Origin of the sequence: Photobacterium sp. TLY01 (assembly GCF_021432065.1) — a bacterium.
Lineage (GTDB): Bacteria > Pseudomonadota > Gammaproteobacteria > Enterobacterales > Vibrionaceae > Photobacterium > Photobacterium halotolerans_A.
Map to the genome: position 1 here is coordinate 155,899 of NZ_CP090365.1, position 18,618 is coordinate 174,516.

General features: G+C 54.8%; 4 protein-coding genes and 1 pseudogene. 2 read left to right on the forward strand and 3 right to left on the reverse strand.

Annotation, left to right across the window (positions count from 1 at the left end):
* Positions 1-671: 671 nt before the first annotated feature.
* Both LN341_RS16330 and LN341_RS16335 read right to left on the reverse strand, forming a co-directional pair.
* Positions 672-1,148: pseudogene (locus LN341_RS16330) on the reverse strand (methyl-accepting chemotaxis protein); the annotation flags it as partial.
* Positions 1,130-1,681 (reverse strand): DUF4150 domain-containing protein, encoded by a 552-nt coding sequence (locus tag LN341_RS16335; protein WP_370643776.1) that lies wholly within the window; start codon positions 1,679-1,681, stop codon positions 1,130-1,132. The pseudogene LN341_RS16330 and the gene LN341_RS16335, both read right to left, overlap by 19 nt.
* A gap of 367 nt (positions 1,682-2,048) precedes the next feature.
* Here LN341_RS16335 and LN341_RS16340 point away from each other — a divergent pair, with 367 nt between their 5' ends.
* Both LN341_RS16340 and yidD read left to right on the forward strand, forming a co-directional pair.
* Positions 2,049-3,689 carry a tetratricopeptide repeat-containing response regulator gene (locus tag LN341_RS16340; RefSeq protein WP_234206033.1) on the forward strand — a complete coding sequence of 547 codons (1,641 nt, stop codon included), beginning with the start codon at positions 2,049-2,051 and terminating at the stop codon, positions 3,687-3,689.
* 144 nt (positions 3,690-3,833) lie between these two features.
* On the forward strand, positions 3,834-4,136 hold the full coding sequence (yidD, locus tag LN341_RS21900; RefSeq protein WP_120512811.1) for a membrane protein insertion efficiency factor YidD: 303 nt from the start codon (positions 3,834-3,836) through the stop codon (positions 4,134-4,136).
* Positions 4,137-4,178: 42 nt separating this feature from the next.
* Here the strand turns inward: yidD and LN341_RS16345 are convergent, their stop codons facing one another.
* On the reverse strand, positions 4,179-18,563 hold the full coding sequence (locus tag LN341_RS16345; RefSeq protein WP_234206035.1) for a retention module-containing protein: 14,385 nt from the start codon (positions 18,561-18,563) through the stop codon (positions 4,179-4,181).
* Between the last annotated feature and the right edge of the window lie 55 nt (positions 18,564-18,618).

The window sequence follows — 18,618 nt, forward strand, 5'->3', positions numbered from 1 at the left end:
AAAGAGTGTCTGGCGCGCATCCGGAAATGGTGAGATTGCTACTAAACGTAAGCGCGACATACCCGCAAAACCCTCAAAATTACCCCAAACCACGCTACCGCCAAAACGCTCTATCAAAACCCCCAAACATCCCGTTTCCAAGATGAAAACACGGTTTCAGGGTTGCTGTCTTGAATCACCACAGTGTGATTTCAGGCAAAAAATCAGTACAACGGCTTCGTTTTGCAATGTCTTCACCGCAAACGAACGACCTGAACGTACGCTCGTCTGGGTTAACTCAACCTGAAAGGTTTGCCCGCTTTGCCGGGCCACAAAAAAATGCCCGGACAAGCACTGCACTGTCCCTCTAAACCAACAATGAGGCAAAAGCCAGTCACACATTCCCTCCCCAATACATGACTTACTTCAACCGTTCAGGTTGTGCCTGGCACGGGACTCAGACCAGATGGAAAAATTTCGATTTTAATATCATGTAGTTAAGTCGTCATTCCCGCGAAGGCGGGAATCCATATCGCTAGGTATCAGAAGCAAACGAAGATCGGATGCATTCATCCACCGTCACTGGATCCCCGCCTTCGCGGGGATGATAGTTTCCAGATAAATATCAATCATTTAATCTTGGTCCATTGCAAGGAACGGATTCCATACGACTCAGCATCCAACGCTGGCCGCTAAGCCAGCTTAAAGCGGTTGATCATCTTCATCAGATCCGCCGACACATGCAGCAGTTCATCGCTCGCCTGCGCCATCTGGTTCGACTCCGTCGCCACCGACAGGGACATATCCTTCAGGCTGACCACATTGCAGTTAATGTCGTTCAGGGTCAGGGTTTGTTGCTCTGTGGCGGTGGCGACATGCTGGTTCATCGCCTGGATCGTCTGCACTTCAGCGTTAATATTATTGAGTGCGACGCCAGCTTCTGCTGATATCTTCGAAGCATTTGTGGCTTTTTCTGTCCCTGTTGCCATCACTTTCACCGCATTTTCTGCGCCGTGCTGAAGTTGCTCGACGATTTTCTGGATTTCCAGCGTCGATTCCTGAGTGCGCTGTGACAGCGTCCGGACTTCATCAGCAACGACGGCAAAGCCACGTCCCGCTTCCCCGGCACGGGCGGCTTCAATCGCGGCGTTCAGGGCCAGCAGGTTGGTCTACCCAGCTCTGCCCCGCCTTCATCGGTGACAGTAAACGGTGCATTGGCCAGCGGGGCCCCCGTTGGGTATCGGCAACTCAAGGTGACGTCAAACGTCGCTGCTTCATCTGGCGGTACTTCGACGCTGGCTTGGGAGACACCCGACAGACACATGGTATTGGCTTTGTTCATGGTCATCATGTCAGACAAGCGGGCAACCCCTTCGCCTTCGATTTTGACGGTTGCAGAAGCAGTAACGAAAGCCGCTTCACCCTGAATGACACCAGAGACGATGCCTTTTTTGTCTCCGCCTTCATCGCCGGTACTGGTCGAGAACTTACTGGGTTTGATCGCGATACTGTTACCACCGTCCATGGTCACCGTCGTCGTTCCATCCACCAGATCGGCTGATTTGGCTTCATTGGAATACGGAATCGGCACTACGGGTGGCCCACACTGTGTCATACAGACATCCGGAATATCGGCGTTGGCCACGCCCTCCGAGCCCTGGTGAACAATACTCAACCCATCTGCACTTACTGTTACCGGCATTACCCGTCCTCATCTCATCAATAATCTGACTATTTTATCAACCAGACCGGATTGCTTTCTCACTGGAATTTCAGTGATTCAGACGGATTTCCCTGTCGATTTAACGGTTTAGCCCGAAGTGAGAACCGGATTCCGTTTCTGCCCTGCTGGCTCGCGTGTCTTTTTCAGGTCATTATTCTCGGCTTTTACTTTGCTGCTCATAGCGCAAAGGATGGCCATGAAACAGCCCGGTTATCCAGTACTGAACCAGGTGAAACAGATTTTAATTTTGCAGTTATGGCGGCTAAGTAGCGTGATTTCCTGAACTGATATGAAACAATGTACTAATCTTGTATGTGAATATGCTCTGTCAGGGAAGGCGAGGCCTATGTTGTTATGCCACCACGCTTTTTTAATCATTGACGACAGCAATACCGCTATCGCACTGACGCGCTCCATGCTGAATAAAGCCGGTGTGTCCAACTCACACATTCAAACCACCACAGACAGCCTGAAGGCGCTGCGGCTGCTGCGAACTAACCAGTACGATGTGGTGCTTTGTGATTACAACATGCAGCACCATATTGATGGCGGACTTATTTTCGATGAAATCAAACATAACCATCTGTTATCACCCGGCAGCGTATTTATCTGTGTGACAGGCGATAACAGCCAGCAGGTCGTGACCCATTTTCTGGAACTGGAGCCCGACGATTACCTGATTAAGCCGTTTCGGTTTTCTGATTTTATTTCGAGGATCGAATACGTACTGGAGCGAAAAACGGCATTAAAAGTGTTGCTCACCGCCATTGACGAAAAACAGTACGAACAAGCTCTGCATCTTGCCTCGGCGCTGGCTCAGGACGTCCCCAAGTATAAAGGCTACATCACACGCTTACAGGGTGACTGCCTGTTGCGGTTGCAACGTCACCAGGAGGCTGAAACCTTTTATTTACAGGCCTGTGCGGAAACTCAGCATATCTGGCCCATGATTGGGTTCGGTAATGCACTTCAGGGTTTAGGCAAACTCAAGCAGGCAGAGGAGATTTTCCATGAAATTCTGGCAAAACATCCGCACCATCCCAAAGCCCGCCAGGGGCTGGCTAACTGTCTGATCAGACAAGACGAACTGCCGCAAGCCTTACAGCACTTTCTGATGCTGCATAAAATCAATCCGGCTAACCCGATCCGGGAACTGATCATTGCGAACCTGTACGCTCGCCAGCAGGACCATAACAAAGCCGCAACCGGCTATCAGCGTTTCACACGCAAAGTCACAGACACCAGCCAGTACAGTTACGGGGTGGAAGTGAACGCCTCCATCTCACTGCTGCTGGCCAGCATCTATTCCCGTGATGCAAAACACGCCACAAAGCTGATTGATGAAGCCCGTAACGCGCTTGTCCAGCTTAATCAGAAAGCCGCGAAAGAAGATAAACAGCTCGAAAATCATCCCAGTCTGCTGGTTGGGCTGGCGATACTCGCCTGTATGCGCGGGGAGATCCAGAATTGCTACAGCATCGCAAGCCAAATTGACATGGATAGCGTAGCAGCGGATGACTTTTACACCGCGCTGAACCTGGCACGTATGTATGGATTTTGCGGTATGCCGGACATGTATGAAGCAGCCATGGTCAAAGCGCGCAAAATCTGCGGCCAGACAGAAGACGAGGGGCTGATGCTCAGCCAGATTGAGCTGCTGAACGGCTTTCAGGATGAAATTTACCAACGGCTGAAACTGGGGGGCGCTCTGGTTAAGAAAGCGCAGTCATACCGGCAGCAGAACCTTGCCAATAAAGCCCTTAAACACGCTTATCGCGCCTTTTTCATTGTGCCGTTTCACCATGAACTGTGTTTTTTAATTCTGGAGCTCACCGCGCTGGCTACCCCGGCCTGGCTGCAACATGATGAAGTCAATGAGATTCTGAAATCCTGCTACTGGCTTTACTGCCATGATAAACGCCCGACTGAACAGCAGAAACGACGCGCGCTGGATCTGTACCGGTTAGCGACTATGCGGGTGGCGTAATCATGGCTATCGACACCTAAAGTGACGGTGAACTGTCCGAACATTCGCAGAAACCTCACAATTCCACACTGATGACCGCCTATGCCAGAAGACAGTCTGATGAAAGACACGTCTGATTACACGTTTTGGCAGACAGAGGTAAATATGCGAGTGTTAGCTATCCGGGCAATTCAGGGTTACCAAAGGTACCTTTCTCCTCACAAGGGTTTTCGCTGTGCGTATGCGGCGTTTCACAATGGACCCAGTTGTTCAGGGGCAGTCATCACGATTCTGCAAACCAGCCACTGGACAACAATCGGGAAAGAGATTTCCCAGCAATTCAAAGCATGCAAAGCCGCGTCGTTACAATTACAGGCCAGCAGATCCCGTCGCAAGCGCCGGCGCAAAGAGGATGACATTGATTGGTGCGACCCGATTGCCACGTCTTGTTTATGTTGGTCATGTTAACTGCGATGACTGCGCTTCAGTGGCTTGCTTATTCATCAACCTCTAGGGATCCAGGTTAAACACATTATTGTCGAACAGGGAGGTGACAATGTCTGTGGCGCTTGAGCTGATATCCAGTCCCAGACCACCCAGGTCCAGATTTTCCAGCACCACATTGTGTTCACCGTCCGCCGTGTTCAATGTGAGGTTAACGCTGTCGCTGGCATCAATACTGGCGTCAATGTTATCCAGCAGACGGGTGAGCTCATCAGCACCGTCGTCCGGCAACACATCCGACAGGGTCAGCACATCTTCACCGGGATTCAGATCTGTAATCACATCGGTGTTGGCCGGTGTAGTGACAGAGGCAGTATTGATCACAAAATTATCGGCGCCTTCCCCGCCGGTTAAGATGTCATCACCGGGGCCGGCTATCAGAGTATCGTCACCCGCCAGTGCGCTCAGGGTGCTGCCCGCCGTTTGTGCCGTCAGCACATCATTGGTTGCGGTGGCAAAACTGATATCCAGCAGCAGGGAACCATTGCTGAACAGGGTTTCCAGTTTTTCTCCGTCGGTTAATCCGGCCGGATCTTCCCCGAGTAAACTGGCCTGACTGACGCCTTCCAGCACTATGCTCTGCACAAGAGCGCCGCCGTCAAGAATATTGAGCAGCGTATCACTGCCACTGTCGGCCAGTTGGATCTGCGCAGCCAACTCATCAAAGGAGGTGCTGCCTGAGGTATCGACCGCTTCGGTCAGGTCAATCCCGTCAATACCGGATTCGAAATCTTTCACTGTATCCGTTGCGGCACTGCCCGCGCTGCCCAAATCCGCCGCTATCCATTTGAACAGGTCGCGTACCCCGTCGCCAGAGCCGCCCTCTTCACCGCCCCAGAGAATATCATCGCCTGCGCCGCCAATCAGAATGTCCGCACCTAATCCGCCGATCAGAATATCATCACTGTCACCGCCAAACAGGGTGTCGTCACCGTCACCACTGATCACCAGATTCGGCTCGCCGCCATCACCAGCACCAATTTCACCACCAGTGGTTGCCGGATCATCGATACGAATTTCAATCGCAACCGGAGCTGATTCTGCCTGACTGCCGTCGACTTCTTCCGAGACAGCCACCGCCTCCAGATTGCTCGTGCCTTCCGGTAAACCAGCCACAAACAAATCGGCCAGCAAATCTGTGGTCACTGTCCAGCTGCCGTCCCCGTTATCAGTACCAATCACGGCACCTGTGCTATCGACCAACTGACCGGCGCCCAGATTACGAATTTCAACGGTCAGGGTTTCATTTGGATCAGCCGCAACTGCTTCCAGCCCGACTAAGGGGATCATCACGCCAAGCGCACCACGCATGACTGCCGTTTGCGGCACAGCAAGCGTCAGTGATGGCGGATTCGCCACGGGCGACACACTGATATTGACTGTGGTTGAAGCCGATTTCGGGCCATCTGTGCCCACATTGCCATTGTCATTCACCGTCACGGTCACGGCGTCATCGCCATTGAAACCGGACTCGCCCTGATAACTGACCCCCGCCGCCAGAATGGCATTGATCTCATCCAGGCTGCCTTCCAGGGTGACATTGCCCGTACCGTTATCAGTCACGGATGCGCCTGACCCGCCTGGGACAGTCACGGATAAGGTGCCATTGGCCGCACTCAGGGTCACCGTCATCACGCCGGTTGATCCGGCGTCATTAAAATCAACGTCTGTCACCGACAGGCCGTTAATCATCAATGGCGTATCTTCGTCGACCGTCTGATCCGGGATCACTGGCAATTCAGGGGCATCGTTAATGGCCTGGACCTGGATGGTGACAGTATCCGTGTCTTCCAGCGCCCCGCCTGTGCCGGTATTGCCCTGATCATTGGTGGTCATCGTCAGGGTGACATCACCACTGAATTCAGCATCAGGAGTAAAATTGATGCCACTGCTCAGCAAGGCATTGATATCCGTGATAGAGCCTTCCAGCACTAAGGTACCTGAGCCGTCGCCGGAAATACTCAACGCGCCGGTATCACTGCCGGGAGGGATCGCCAGTACGCCGTCAGTCACAGTGAGGGTCACTGTCATCGTCCCTTCGGTGTCTTCATCGACATCGACGTCTGTCACCTGCAGGGTATTGATCAGCTGCGTCGTGTCTTCGTCGACGGTCAGCGGATCAGCAGGTACGACATTGACCGGCGCGTCGTTGACGCTGTCCAGTGTCACCGTAATGGTTTCAAATACCGCCAGCTCATCCGTGGCTTCATCGTCTAAATCGACAGCGCGGATATCCAGATCCAGCACACCGTTCCAGTTGCTGCTGTTGGCATCACCCGGCACGAAAATCAGGCTGTCCAGCGAGGAACTTTCCACCTGCACCGTCCAGCTGCCATCACCGTTATCCGTCACATTACCGGGTACACCCGGTGGCAGTTCAATGCTGCTGGAATCCGGCACGTTGGATACGATGATCTGCAGCATTTCAGGACCGGTTTCATTGACATTGGGTGCTTCTGCCACGCTGAGTTCATCATCAATGGCCTGAATATTCAGGAGCAGCTCGACATTCTGATCTTCCGTGCCTGTGGCTGTGGTTGTAATGTCCGTATCCACCCCGTCAGCCACCGGGATAATCACCAGATTAAAGGTATCCCGGAACTCCACCGGATCAGCCAAACTGTCTTCTTTGGTGAACACCACAATGTCGATATCCACCACACCACTGAAGTCTTTGGGAGGAACAATGGTGATATTACTGCCTTGTCCTGCCGCAAATGACCACTCACCGTTCCCGTTGTTCGCCGCCCCCAGCACGACAAAACCTTCCGGTACATTCTCCAGCTTGGCCGACACAAACTGCTCTGAGCCATCAATATCCAGCGCCGCCCCGGAGATCCCCCCCAGAATAATTTCAGTTGCGTCTTCAAACTGCACGATAGGGATATCGGTTCCGACGAATTCGACCTGATCGTTGACGGCAATAATTTCAAAATTCAAACTGCCATTCACGCTGGCCGTATCCGTTTCAGTCGGTGCGCCCGGGGTTTCATCAAAAACCGCCAGATCCTGTACATCGGCGCTCACCAATAATTCCACAGTACCGCTGTAATCTTCGGCGCCCTGGAACTGGACCGCACTGAGCTGGCTGGCATCGGTAATCGTGATGCTGGTCACCAGGTCGCCATCGGCATCCACCAATAAGCCCGTTGCCGGATCCGCGACCGTCACAGTGACCTGAGTAAAGGTTTCCAGGCCTTCTTCTGGTGTTGTGCTGATATCGCCGACCACCCCGCCTAAATCCAGCGTAATCAGGCCGTCTTCATAGGCCGTGCCTGAGACGATGACTTCCGGCTCACCGGATTCCGACACCGGTTGGCGATCGGCATCCAGTCCCTGAGTGTCGACCACCGAAATATTGGTGCTTGGATTGTCCACCACAGGCGAGACACGGATAGGAATGCTGTCTGTCACCTGGTTGCTGTCACCACTGACGATGTCTGTGTTGACGTAACGGACCTCCAGCATAAAATCACCGGCAAAATCCTGCGGCAGGTTGAGTGTTACGCCGGTCAAATCGACGGTTCCGTCCGGGCCAACTGTGGTTTTGATCTGGTACTGGCCTGTGGTGAAGTTGAATTCCATACCGGATATCGAGGCACCCGGCGGCAATAAACTGGCATCAATCACCAGAGAGAATTCATCGTCGTCCTGATCGCCGGATGCCGTGTCTACCTGCACAATTTGCAGCAGGTAGTCGCCTAGTTCGACCTGTGTGTCTTCCGTGCCCAGCACCACAACAGAATCATCCACGACAATTTCACCGGCGAACTTATCAAAATCCCCCTGACTGAAATTTACGGTGATCACATCAGAGACAATCACAATGGCACTGGGATCGCCGTCATCACTGAGATCCTGGACTTCGCCGGCGATTTCAATTTGCGCCGAGCCGACAAAATTCGGTGGCGCAACAATGCGAACCTGGTCAATATCCCCGGCTGGCACGACCCAGCTGCCGTCCCCGTTGTTAATCCCGCCGATCACCACAAATCCGGCATTGGGCTGATCTAAAAAGGTAATGACCACATTGGTGATCACCTCATCACTGCTGGGATCAAAATCTTCAAACGCGACGATGCCGACGGAATCCGGGCCGCCGGTTAGGTCCAGTTCGCCATCGACGGTAATTTCGTTGTCCTCAAAGATCGGATTGCCGCTGCCGTCCGTGCCAATCTGAACGCCAATGCCGGCATCCGGTTCGACAACCGCCCTGATATTCAAGGTGAGCGTGCCCGTAACCTGACCGGTTGCCACAGCAGGCGAGTCAACATCATCTTCCTGCAGGTCCACCACTGTGGTCAGGGTGACATCCAGATCTGAGTCTTCCGGTGCCAGCAGTTGCAGCTGTGCCCCGCCCTGCAACAACGCAAATTCTGCCGCGCTGAGTGTCACCGAGCCACTGCCATCCACAGTCAGAGTCGTGATGCTGCCGCCATCATTGATTTGCAGTGAATAACCCGGGTCTGTCGGAATGTTCTGAATCGTCAGACCGGTGGCAAACTCCTTGCTGTCTGCCAGCACCGGCTGCCAATTGATTGTGACCGCTTGATCTTCCAGGCCCTGACTGGTTCGGGTGTAATCACCGCTGTTGATGACAGGTTCAATATGAATAATCAGATTGGTGTCATACACCAGTTGATCGCCATCGTTTTCTGTCACCACATAACGCACATCCAGCACCACATCTTCAGTCGCATTGGGTGGCGGCTGAATCACAATTTCGCCAGCGGTCACTGTACCGTTCAGGCTCAGCTGATACCTGGGCAAGCCGGTGACCGGGTCTGTCCCGGCAAAAATCAGGGTTTGTTCATTACCCGAGGCATCAAAGATCACCGTACCTTCAGGAATGTTGGCCACCAGAACCGACAAAATCTCAGAGTCGTCATCCGGGGCATTGGGTTTTTCTCCCGACGACACCATGAAATCGACCGTAGCCTGACCGCCTTCCTCTATGGTGGTCTCAAGCGCATCCTCGCCGGGCACTTCAGTCCAGATGGAACCTGTGGTGTCAATGAACGGCTGATCAGCCACACCGGTGAGCGCAACATTGATGGTTTGCGCCGGGATCACCCGCTCATCGGTCGCCGTGGTGGTGGTGCCGTCTGCCAGCGTGATCGTCACTTCGTCCCGGACAACCCCTTCCACAGTGAAAGAAAAATCGACATTGCTTTCCGGCACCGGCTGTAACGCAATCTCGCCGATATCGGTGTAAGCAAATTCATAGACGCCATTGGCATCCGGGCTGAGGGGTGTACCGTTTTGCAGCAGGACAGCGCCATCCGGCAGGCCAGAAATACGGACAAACAGGGTTTCTACGCCAAAATCATCGGCGGTGTCGTCCAGCTCGGTCAGCGTAATATGATCACTGAGCGGAATCGGTTCATCTTCCAGCCCTTCCACCCGTGTCACTCTGAGCTGTGCATCATCAGCCACCGGCAGCACGTTGATCACCACTTCCTGAACCACAGACTGGGCGGTTTCCGAACCGGCCAGCGGGTTCAGGGTTTCCGTACTCTGGGCGATCAGTTCGAGGCGGATATCGCCACTGAAATTATCCGCCGGATCGACAGCCACAGTATTGATCTGGCTGACCGGGACTAAGAAAGACCCGTCGCCCTGATCAATCAGCCCTTCACCGACGATCTGGCCTTCCCCTTCGACAATACGCACGATATACACCAGCTCTTCGGAGCCGTCGGTATCTTGCAGCAAGGCATTGAATGACGGGCCGATATTGATGTTATCACCGTCTTCCTGCCCGTTGCCGTAATGAACCTGTGCCGCGCCGTCCCAGACAGGCACATCGGCAATCCCCTGCACATCAACGGACAAAGTACCGGTCAGTTGAGCCGGCGGCGTGCCTTCTGTGACATTTACCTGAGCGGTCACCGTGAAATCCAGCAAAAAACCAGGCTCGGCAGCCGTCGAATAATCGGGGTCAGGCACAAAGGTGACCCCTTCCAGCTCAAACACGCCGTCCCCGTCGGGATCCGTAAAGGCGCTGGCCGGAATTTGGACCTGACCGCCGGTCGGGGTAATCAGCACGCCATTAAGGTAAAAGTCCCCGTGCGGCTCAGCAGGCAGCACGATAAAAACATCCCCAATGGTTTCGCCTCTGTCCTGATCGCCCAGATCGATCGACATGGAGACAGGAATCCCCAGCGTCGGATCGGCCAGACTCTCGTCCGGGTCCGGATTGCGCCCCTGCTCTTCCACGCCTTGCGCAGGATCGACCGTGAGCACAGGGCTCTCATCTGTGATGGTCAGGTTGATCAGGCTGGTATCCAGATCGTTATCGCCATCCAGCACTTCGAACGTCAGCGTGCTGCTCAGGGCGGTGTCGGCATGATCGATATCAGGTTGCGAGACAAAAAACGCATCGCCTTCGGGATGCACGAATAGCTGGCCAATCAGCTGGCCGCTTTCAAATATATCGACCGCGATAAATCCGTTGGCATCCGGCGTCCCGCTGGCCAGCTCAGTCCGGTTGCCGTCTGCGTCAATGATAGCCGTCACTTGCGCATCATCGGCCCCTTCCTGACTGACGGCCAGCAGATCCAGCGTGCTGCTTGTCTGTCCTTCCACTAAAGTCCCGAAGGTGATATCAGTCGTGATTGGCGTATCATCATTGACAGTCACAGACAGCGTCACCGCAGCGCTGGGATCCTCATCCTGATCGACAGCGGTCACCGTGAAATCCAGTTGCAGACTGGTATCGTCATCCGGTTGCTGGTGATCAAGCGCCCCCGTCAGGGTAAAGGTATAGCTTGCTGTCGCTACATCAAAATCCAGAATGAAGACGGTGACGCCATTGGCCTGACCCAGATAAGTGTCTGTCCCGACATCATAGACCAGAGTCACAGGATTGCCGCCTGAGGTGAGTCCGGCATTGGCCGCATTGAAGGCATCGACATCGACAACAAATTGCGTCACTTGATCCGAGCCGGAATCGAGCGTGATCTGACCGGTCGCAGATTCGCCGTCACCGCCGGGATTGGTGCCCGGATGGACGCTACTGCCGCCATCCAGATCAGCTTCTGTCACAGTGACCGCTTCAATCGCAGTCAGCACCGGATCATCGCCGTCTTGAATTGTCACATTGACCGGCACCAGATTATCGAGAAAATCACCATCAGTGTCCTGCACCTGAACCGGTAACTGGAATTGGATCTGATCATTCTGCGACACCACCAGGTCTGAAGTGTCTGTCCCTTGATGATCCAAAGGAGCAAGCTGCTCAACCACCAGACTGACATCCAGCCCTGCGCCATCAGCGTTCTGGGTCGCCACCAGCGTCGCGGTCAGTACAGTCGCCCCACCGGCAGTCAGGGTCAGTACCTTGGTTGCATCGTCCCAGTTTGCCGTCACAGGCTGGCCGCCTGCGGTGATTTCAGCCTCCAGTTCACTGATTAGTTGTGCAAGCGTGGCAGTGTCCAGGGTGACTGTGGCCGGGTCGAGCCGGTCAACCCCCGGATTGATCGTGAACTCTGTCTGTCCCGAGACCGGATAACCATCGGCCGGATCAGCCGGGGTGAGATCGCCTTCCGTCAAGACGATGTCAGTTACACCAGTAAAGCTGCCGTCGGCGTTAGTCCCGTCGGCGATAGTGAGCGTGATGGTAGCCGGCGCACTGGTATCACTATCTCTGTCCTGCGCCAGGACCGTCAGAGTCAGGTTGTTGTTATCCGGCGCATCAAACTGATCGAGCGGCTGAGTCTGGTTCACCACATAATTACCATCGAGATCAATCGTGATGGTCAGCACAGTGATCGCAGGGTCATCAGTACGCGTGACAGTAATGGTATCGCCAGTCACGGCATACTCTGTCTCAAAGCCATTGCTGGTCAGATTGTCCAGCGCAGCCTGAACCGGATCGAAAAAGACACTCACCACATCGTCGCTGCCGGTATCGATCTCTATCGTACCGTTCGCTGATGCGATGCCGTCATCACCTTCATTGAGACTGGCGCCGGAATCGCTGCCGAATGCCGGCAGATCCCCGTCAATAATCGCAATCCGGGTCACATCCGGCGTGGCCAGTAAATCGCCGTCACTGTCGGCGACCTGCAACGGCACATCGATGCGAATATCGCTGCCATTGGCCAGCACGATCTCGCCATTGAGATCGACATGCTCTAAAGGACGGAACTGCTCCACGCTGGCGGTGACATCGACATCACTGCCATTCTGGCTGGCCGTAAAGGTCACGGTGAGTACCGGGTCATTCCCGCCCGCTGTCACCAGGGTAATCGTGACCACGCCATCGACGGATTCGTCGACAAGTGCCGTTAACGTTTCACCGTTTGAGGTCAGTGCAGCAAGTTCAGTTTGCAGCGTGTCTGCCGCACCGGCTTCCAGCATCAGGGTACTGGCGACTAAATCATCCGTAACCGCAGCAATCGCAAAAGTGGTGGTGTTATCCACCGGATAAGTCTCTGCCGGATTCGCGGTTTCCAAATCGCCTTCGGTGATACTGAGGGTACGGTTGCCGCCTTCCGCATCCGGACCGTCGGTGATATTAATGATCAGGTTGCCCTGATTGCTGCTGTCTCCATCCTGATCAACCGCAATCAGCGGCAGCACCAGCTCGGTGATATCGCCGTCATCCAGCTGCTCCAGCGGTAAATGCTGCACAACCGTGTAGGTGCCATCGCTATTCACGGTGACCGTCAGCACAGGCGTGCCGTCTGTGTCTGTCACCAGCTCAATGACATTGCCTGTCACCGTATAACTGGTGTTTACCCCGTTGGAGATCAGATCCTCCAGCGATGGCTGATTGTCGGCAAATTCCAGCGAGGCGATCGCATCACTGCCGATGTCCAGCGGTATACTGCCGTTGACTGTCTGTTCATCCAGAGTTTCGGTGAAGTTGGTGCCGCTGTCTGTCCCGAGTGATGGCAGAACGCCATCGGTAATGGTGACTTGTGCATTGACGGGCTGCTGCAGCGGATCGCCGTCCACATCTGCCAGCTGAACCGGAATACTGACCACCAGATCTGTACCGTTCACCGAGACCAGCCCGGTGTCATTGCCGGCTTGATCATGATCCAGCGGTAAATGCTGAGTGGTTGAAAAACTGACGGTTACATCCTGGCCGTTGGCAGCCTGCGCTGCGGTCAGGGTGATTGTCAAAGCAGGCGTACCGTCAGTCAGCGCACCGGTCAGTTCGCCCGTGGCGGCGTTATAAGTGAAGGTCAGTGCCTGTCCGCCGGATGTCAGCTCGGCTTCCAGCTCATCAATCAAATCCTGAAGCTGGGCAGGGTCGATTTCAATCGTAGACGGGTCAAGCCGGTCTTCCCCTGCCACCACATCTGCCGTGGTTGCGTTGGTGGCCGGGTAACCGCTGGGAGCCAGATCGGGCTCGGTCAGCGACAGGGCAATGGTGCCGCCACCGGCGGGATCATCGCCATCGGTGACCGTAATGGTGATAGTGCCGGTATTGGTGTCCCCATCTTGATCAGTAATGATGAGATTGAGCGGCAAATCAAGACTATTGCTGGCATCCTGATCCAGCGTGCCGGTCAGCAGTGTCTCGTAGCTGCCGTCTTCCGCAATGGTCACCGTCAGAATCAGGTTACCATCGGCATCACTGACTGTGATTTCATTGTCATTGACCGCAAAGGTGACTGGCTCGCCATTGCTGTTAATCCCCGTCAGGCCGGGCTGGTCAGGCGAAAAATTCAGGCTTGCCAGAGCATCAGAGCCAATATCCACACGGATGCTGCCCGCGTTGTTCACCACACCGCTATCGGTGGTTTCATTCACGGTCACCCCGATTTCGTCGAACAGTAGCGGGATCTCGCCATCGCTGATGGTGACGGTTGCCGCCACCGGTGCGATCAGGCTATCGCCGTCTGCATCGTTGGCCTGGACGTTAAAGTTGATGGCAATACTGTCACCGCTGACAGACACGAAACCGTCGCTGTTGCCAGCCAGGTTATGATTAAGCGGCAGATTCTGGGTGACGGCAAGATTGAGCGACACATCATTGCTGTCAGCGACCTGAGTGGCCGTCAACACAATACTGACAGCGACGGTGCCGTCAGCCAGTGCGCCCTGTAACACCCCCGTGGCCGGGTCGTACGTAAAAGTCAGCGGCTCTGTACCTGAGCCCACTTCTGCATTGAGTTCAGTGATCAATGCCTGCACGTCGGCCGGATCAATTTGTACTGATTCCGGCACTAACCGGTCGGCACCGGCGGTAATCACCACATCCTGGCTGTTGCTTTCCGGATATAAAGTCGGATCTGAATCCGGCTCTCTTATAGCAACAGCGACACTTCCGCCACCAGCGGCATCACCGCCGTCGGTGATATTGACAGTGATCGTGCCCGGCGTGCTGTCTCCGTCATCATCAGTCAGCAACACATTCAGCGGGATCACCAGCGGATCAGAATCGGTCTGATCAAAAGTGCCCGTCAGGGTGACATCGTACGCACCACTCTCGTCAATATTGACCGTCAAAATGACAGTACCGTCTGCGTCAAGCACCTGTAGCGTATCGTCATCGACCAGATTCACCGTGACATCTTCGCCATTGCTCTGTATACCCACCAGGCCTGGCTGAGTCGGCAAAAATGTCAGACTGGCAACCGCGTCACTGCCGATATCAATCCCGATGCTGCCGGGCAAAGTCGCACCCTGATCATCGGTTTCATTCACGTTCACCTGGGTATCGTCAAGAAAGGCCGGCAGCTTACCGTCAATGATGGTCACAGTCGCAGCGACCGGTACTGCCAGTGGGTCTCCATCGACGTCGCTGGCCTGAACAGGCAAGCTAATCAGAATCGTTCCCCCGTCGACCGCGACAAAGCCGTCGGCATTCCCGTTCAGGTGATGATCAAGCGGCGCATTCTGAATCACCGCCAGCGTCAGGCTGATATCATTGCTGTCCGCCACCTGCACTGCCGATGGCAAAATACTCAACACGACCGTGCCGTCTGCGAGCGCACCTTCCAATGCGCCCGTTGCCGCATTGACAGTGAAGGTCAACGCTTGACCGCCTGAAGTCAGCTCCGCATCCAGCTCAGTAATCAGCGCCGCCAACTGACTCGGATCGATTTCGACGGTTTCTGGGACTAATCTGTCTTCTCCTGCTGAAACCGCCACCGTTGAGCTACTTTGTGCGGGATAATTACTGGGATCCAACTCCGGCTCATTCACGGTCACCGCAATCACTTCACCGCCCGGAGGATCATCGCCATCAGTCACACTCACAGTGATCTGCCCCGTATCCTGATCACCGTCATTATCAGTAATGACCAGGTTCATCGGGATATCCAGCGAATCGCCGCTCAGATGATCTAAGGTGCCGGTCAACACCACGTTATACTGACCATCAGAGGTGATCGTGACCGTCATGATCACAGTGCCATTACTGTCTTCCAGCGTGATCTGATCGCCATTCGGAACCAGGGTCACCGGATTACCGTTACTGGTGATCGTTAAGGCTGGCTGGGTATCATCAAACACCAGCGAATCAATGCCGTCGCTGCCGATATCCAGCCCAATCGATCCGGTCAGGGTCTGGCCGTTATCCGCCGTTTCATTGGCCGTCACCCCGGTATCTGCCAGAAACGCAGGAAAATCGCCGTCATTGATCACCACAGTGATCGCTGCCGGTGTTACTAAGCTGTCACCGTCCGTATCCTCGGCATTCAGCGGCAGGGTTAATGCAATCGTCTCGCCGTTGGTGGTGACGTAAGGCGAGGTGACTGTGCTGTCAATATGATCTAAGGGCACATGCTGGGTTACTGTGATGCTGACCGCCAAATCTTTCTCGCCGGACTGCGCCGTGGTAAAGCTGACTTCTAACGCCAGTGAATTGTCGGGCAAACGGCCTTCCAGCACACCGGTTGCCGGATTAACCGAGAAAGTGATGGTCTGCGTATCCGAGGTCAGAACCGCGCCCAGATCAGCCAGAATCGCTGATAATTGCGCCGGATCCAGCGCCAGTGAATCGGGCACTAAGCGGTCAGCACCAGCCAGGATCACAATGTCATCCGTCCCGGTCTGCGGATAGTTATCCGGATCGGAATCCGGCTCGGTGAAGGTAATGCTGCCCGCTTCTCCGCCTGCGGCATCGTCACCATCCTGAATCGTCAGGGTGATCTGCCCCTGCGCTGTATCGCCGTCGTCGTCGGTTGCCAGCACATCTACCGGCAAGATAATCTGGTCATCGGCGCTCAGCTCATCAAACGAGTTGGTGATGGTTACTTCATAGCTGCCGTCTATGCTGATGGTCGCAGTCAGGATGACAGCGCCGGATGCATCCAGTATCTGCAGTTGGTTGTCACTGATGCTGTAAGTCACCGGATTGCCATTACTGGATAGCGCGCCGATTGCGTCAGCCAGTGCCTGATTATCAATGATGGTAACAGAGGCAAGATCATCACTGCCGATATCCAATGCGATCTGGCCGGTGACGGCATTACCATCGTCTGTTGTTTCATTGACAACCACCCCACTGTCATCCCCAAACGCTGGGAACACGCCGTCGGTAATCGTGCTGGTCACTAATACAGGATCATTGAGAAAATCGCCGTCTGTGTCGCGTGCCTGCACCGGGACAGTGATCACGATCGTGTCGCCGGACACAGCAACCAGCCCTTCGCTGTTACCGCTCTGGTTGTGATTTAAGGGAAGATATTGGGTCAGCGTAGCGTTCACCGTCATGTCCAGACCGTTGGGCGCCTGAACAGCAGACAAGGTGATTTCAAGGGCCAGAGTGCCATCAGGCAAACGCCCTTCAATCGCATCGGTTTGCGCGTTATAAGTAAAAATCAGGGGCTGATCGCCCGACTGCACTTCGGCGGCCAGTTCCGCCAGCAAGGCATCAAGCTGCGTGGCATCCACCTCCAGTGTGGTCGGATCCATGCGATCAGCCCCGGCGATCACTGTTACTGAATTGCTGTTGGAAACCGGGTAATCATCCGGGACCAAATCCGGCTCAGTCACCGCCAGGCTGATGGTTTCTCCGCCGGGAGGTGTATCGCCATCAAATATCCCGATCAGGATAAACCCCTGACTGCTGTCACTGTCGAAATCAGTCGCGGTGACACCTATCAGCAAAATCGCATCCAGCAACGATGCCTCATCAACGGCCAGAAACTGGGTCACGGTATAACTGCCGTCCGTATTGATGGTAATCGTCAGGACATCGGCGTCCGACGAATCGAGCAAGGTCAGTTGATTGCCATTGACCACCAGTGTGGTGGGATTCCCGTTACTGGTGACATTGGCGAGAAAAGGCTGCTCGGCATCAAACACCAGGGTGTCAATCGCGTCACTGCCGACATCCAGCCTGACCTGTCCGGTAAGCGGAATCCCCAGCTCAGAGGCTTCATCAATAATGGTGATGCCGGCACCCAGTTGCGGATCCGCACCATCCAGAATGGTGGCGGTTACGCTGATCGGCGCATCAAGCGCATTGCCGGCCACATCGGCCCCCTGAACATCGGCCCGTATCGACAGGGTATCCCCGACAATCGATACCCTGCCGCCCGCGCCGCCATCAAGGTGATCCACCGGGCCTGTCAGCACAGTTGTCACCGTCACCGTTACATCGCGGCCACTGGATTGCGCCGCCAGAGACAACGTAACAACCGTCTGCCCCTGACTTTCACCAACAATGGCATTCTGGCCAGCATCAAAACGGAAAGTCACAGGCTGACCGCCAGAGGTGACTTCATTTGCCAGTTCTGCCAGTAAGACATTCAGGGTGGCCGGATCAAAAGTAAATGCCGCAGGGTCAAGCGGTAAGGTGCCTGCTTCCACCAGCACTGTGGCTGTTGTTTCGGTTGGATACGTGGCAGGGGCTAAATCCCCTTCCGTGACAGAGACAGAGACGCTGGCGCCGCCGCTCGCGGCATAGATAACATCGGTTTCATCCTCGGTGTCTGCCTCGGCGAATTCGTACTCAGTATCAAAACCGGTTTCAGTCAGCACACTGTCGCCGTCATAATCAATCACCACAAAACCGCTGTTGGCAGCGACACTGGCACTGCTGCTGCCCAGGGCGGCCGCCTCAAACACTTCCGTCGGGTCTTCCCCGGCCAGGATCAGCGCCTGCAGCTGTTCAATATCCAGCGCAACCGGCGGTGGCTGCTCGCTGTCGGGCTGTTCAAACTGAACATTATCGGCCAGATCTGACACCCAAACCCCGGCGCCATCAAGCAAAACACAGGTTGGACAGGGACGATCGATCAGCACTGGCTCACCGTTTTGCATCATGACATAACGGGCATAGCCGTTCGCGACCACCAGTTCATCTGCCTGAACCTGGTAGGCGAAGTCGACCGGTTTTACCGATCCATCGGGTTTGATAACAAACACCACCCCGTTTTCAACGGTCAGGGTTGCAAGACCGCCTGAGACAGACTCTGCCATAACGCCTCACTGACGCAGGGAAGCAATGACCTCACCGTGAGCAACAAACATGTCG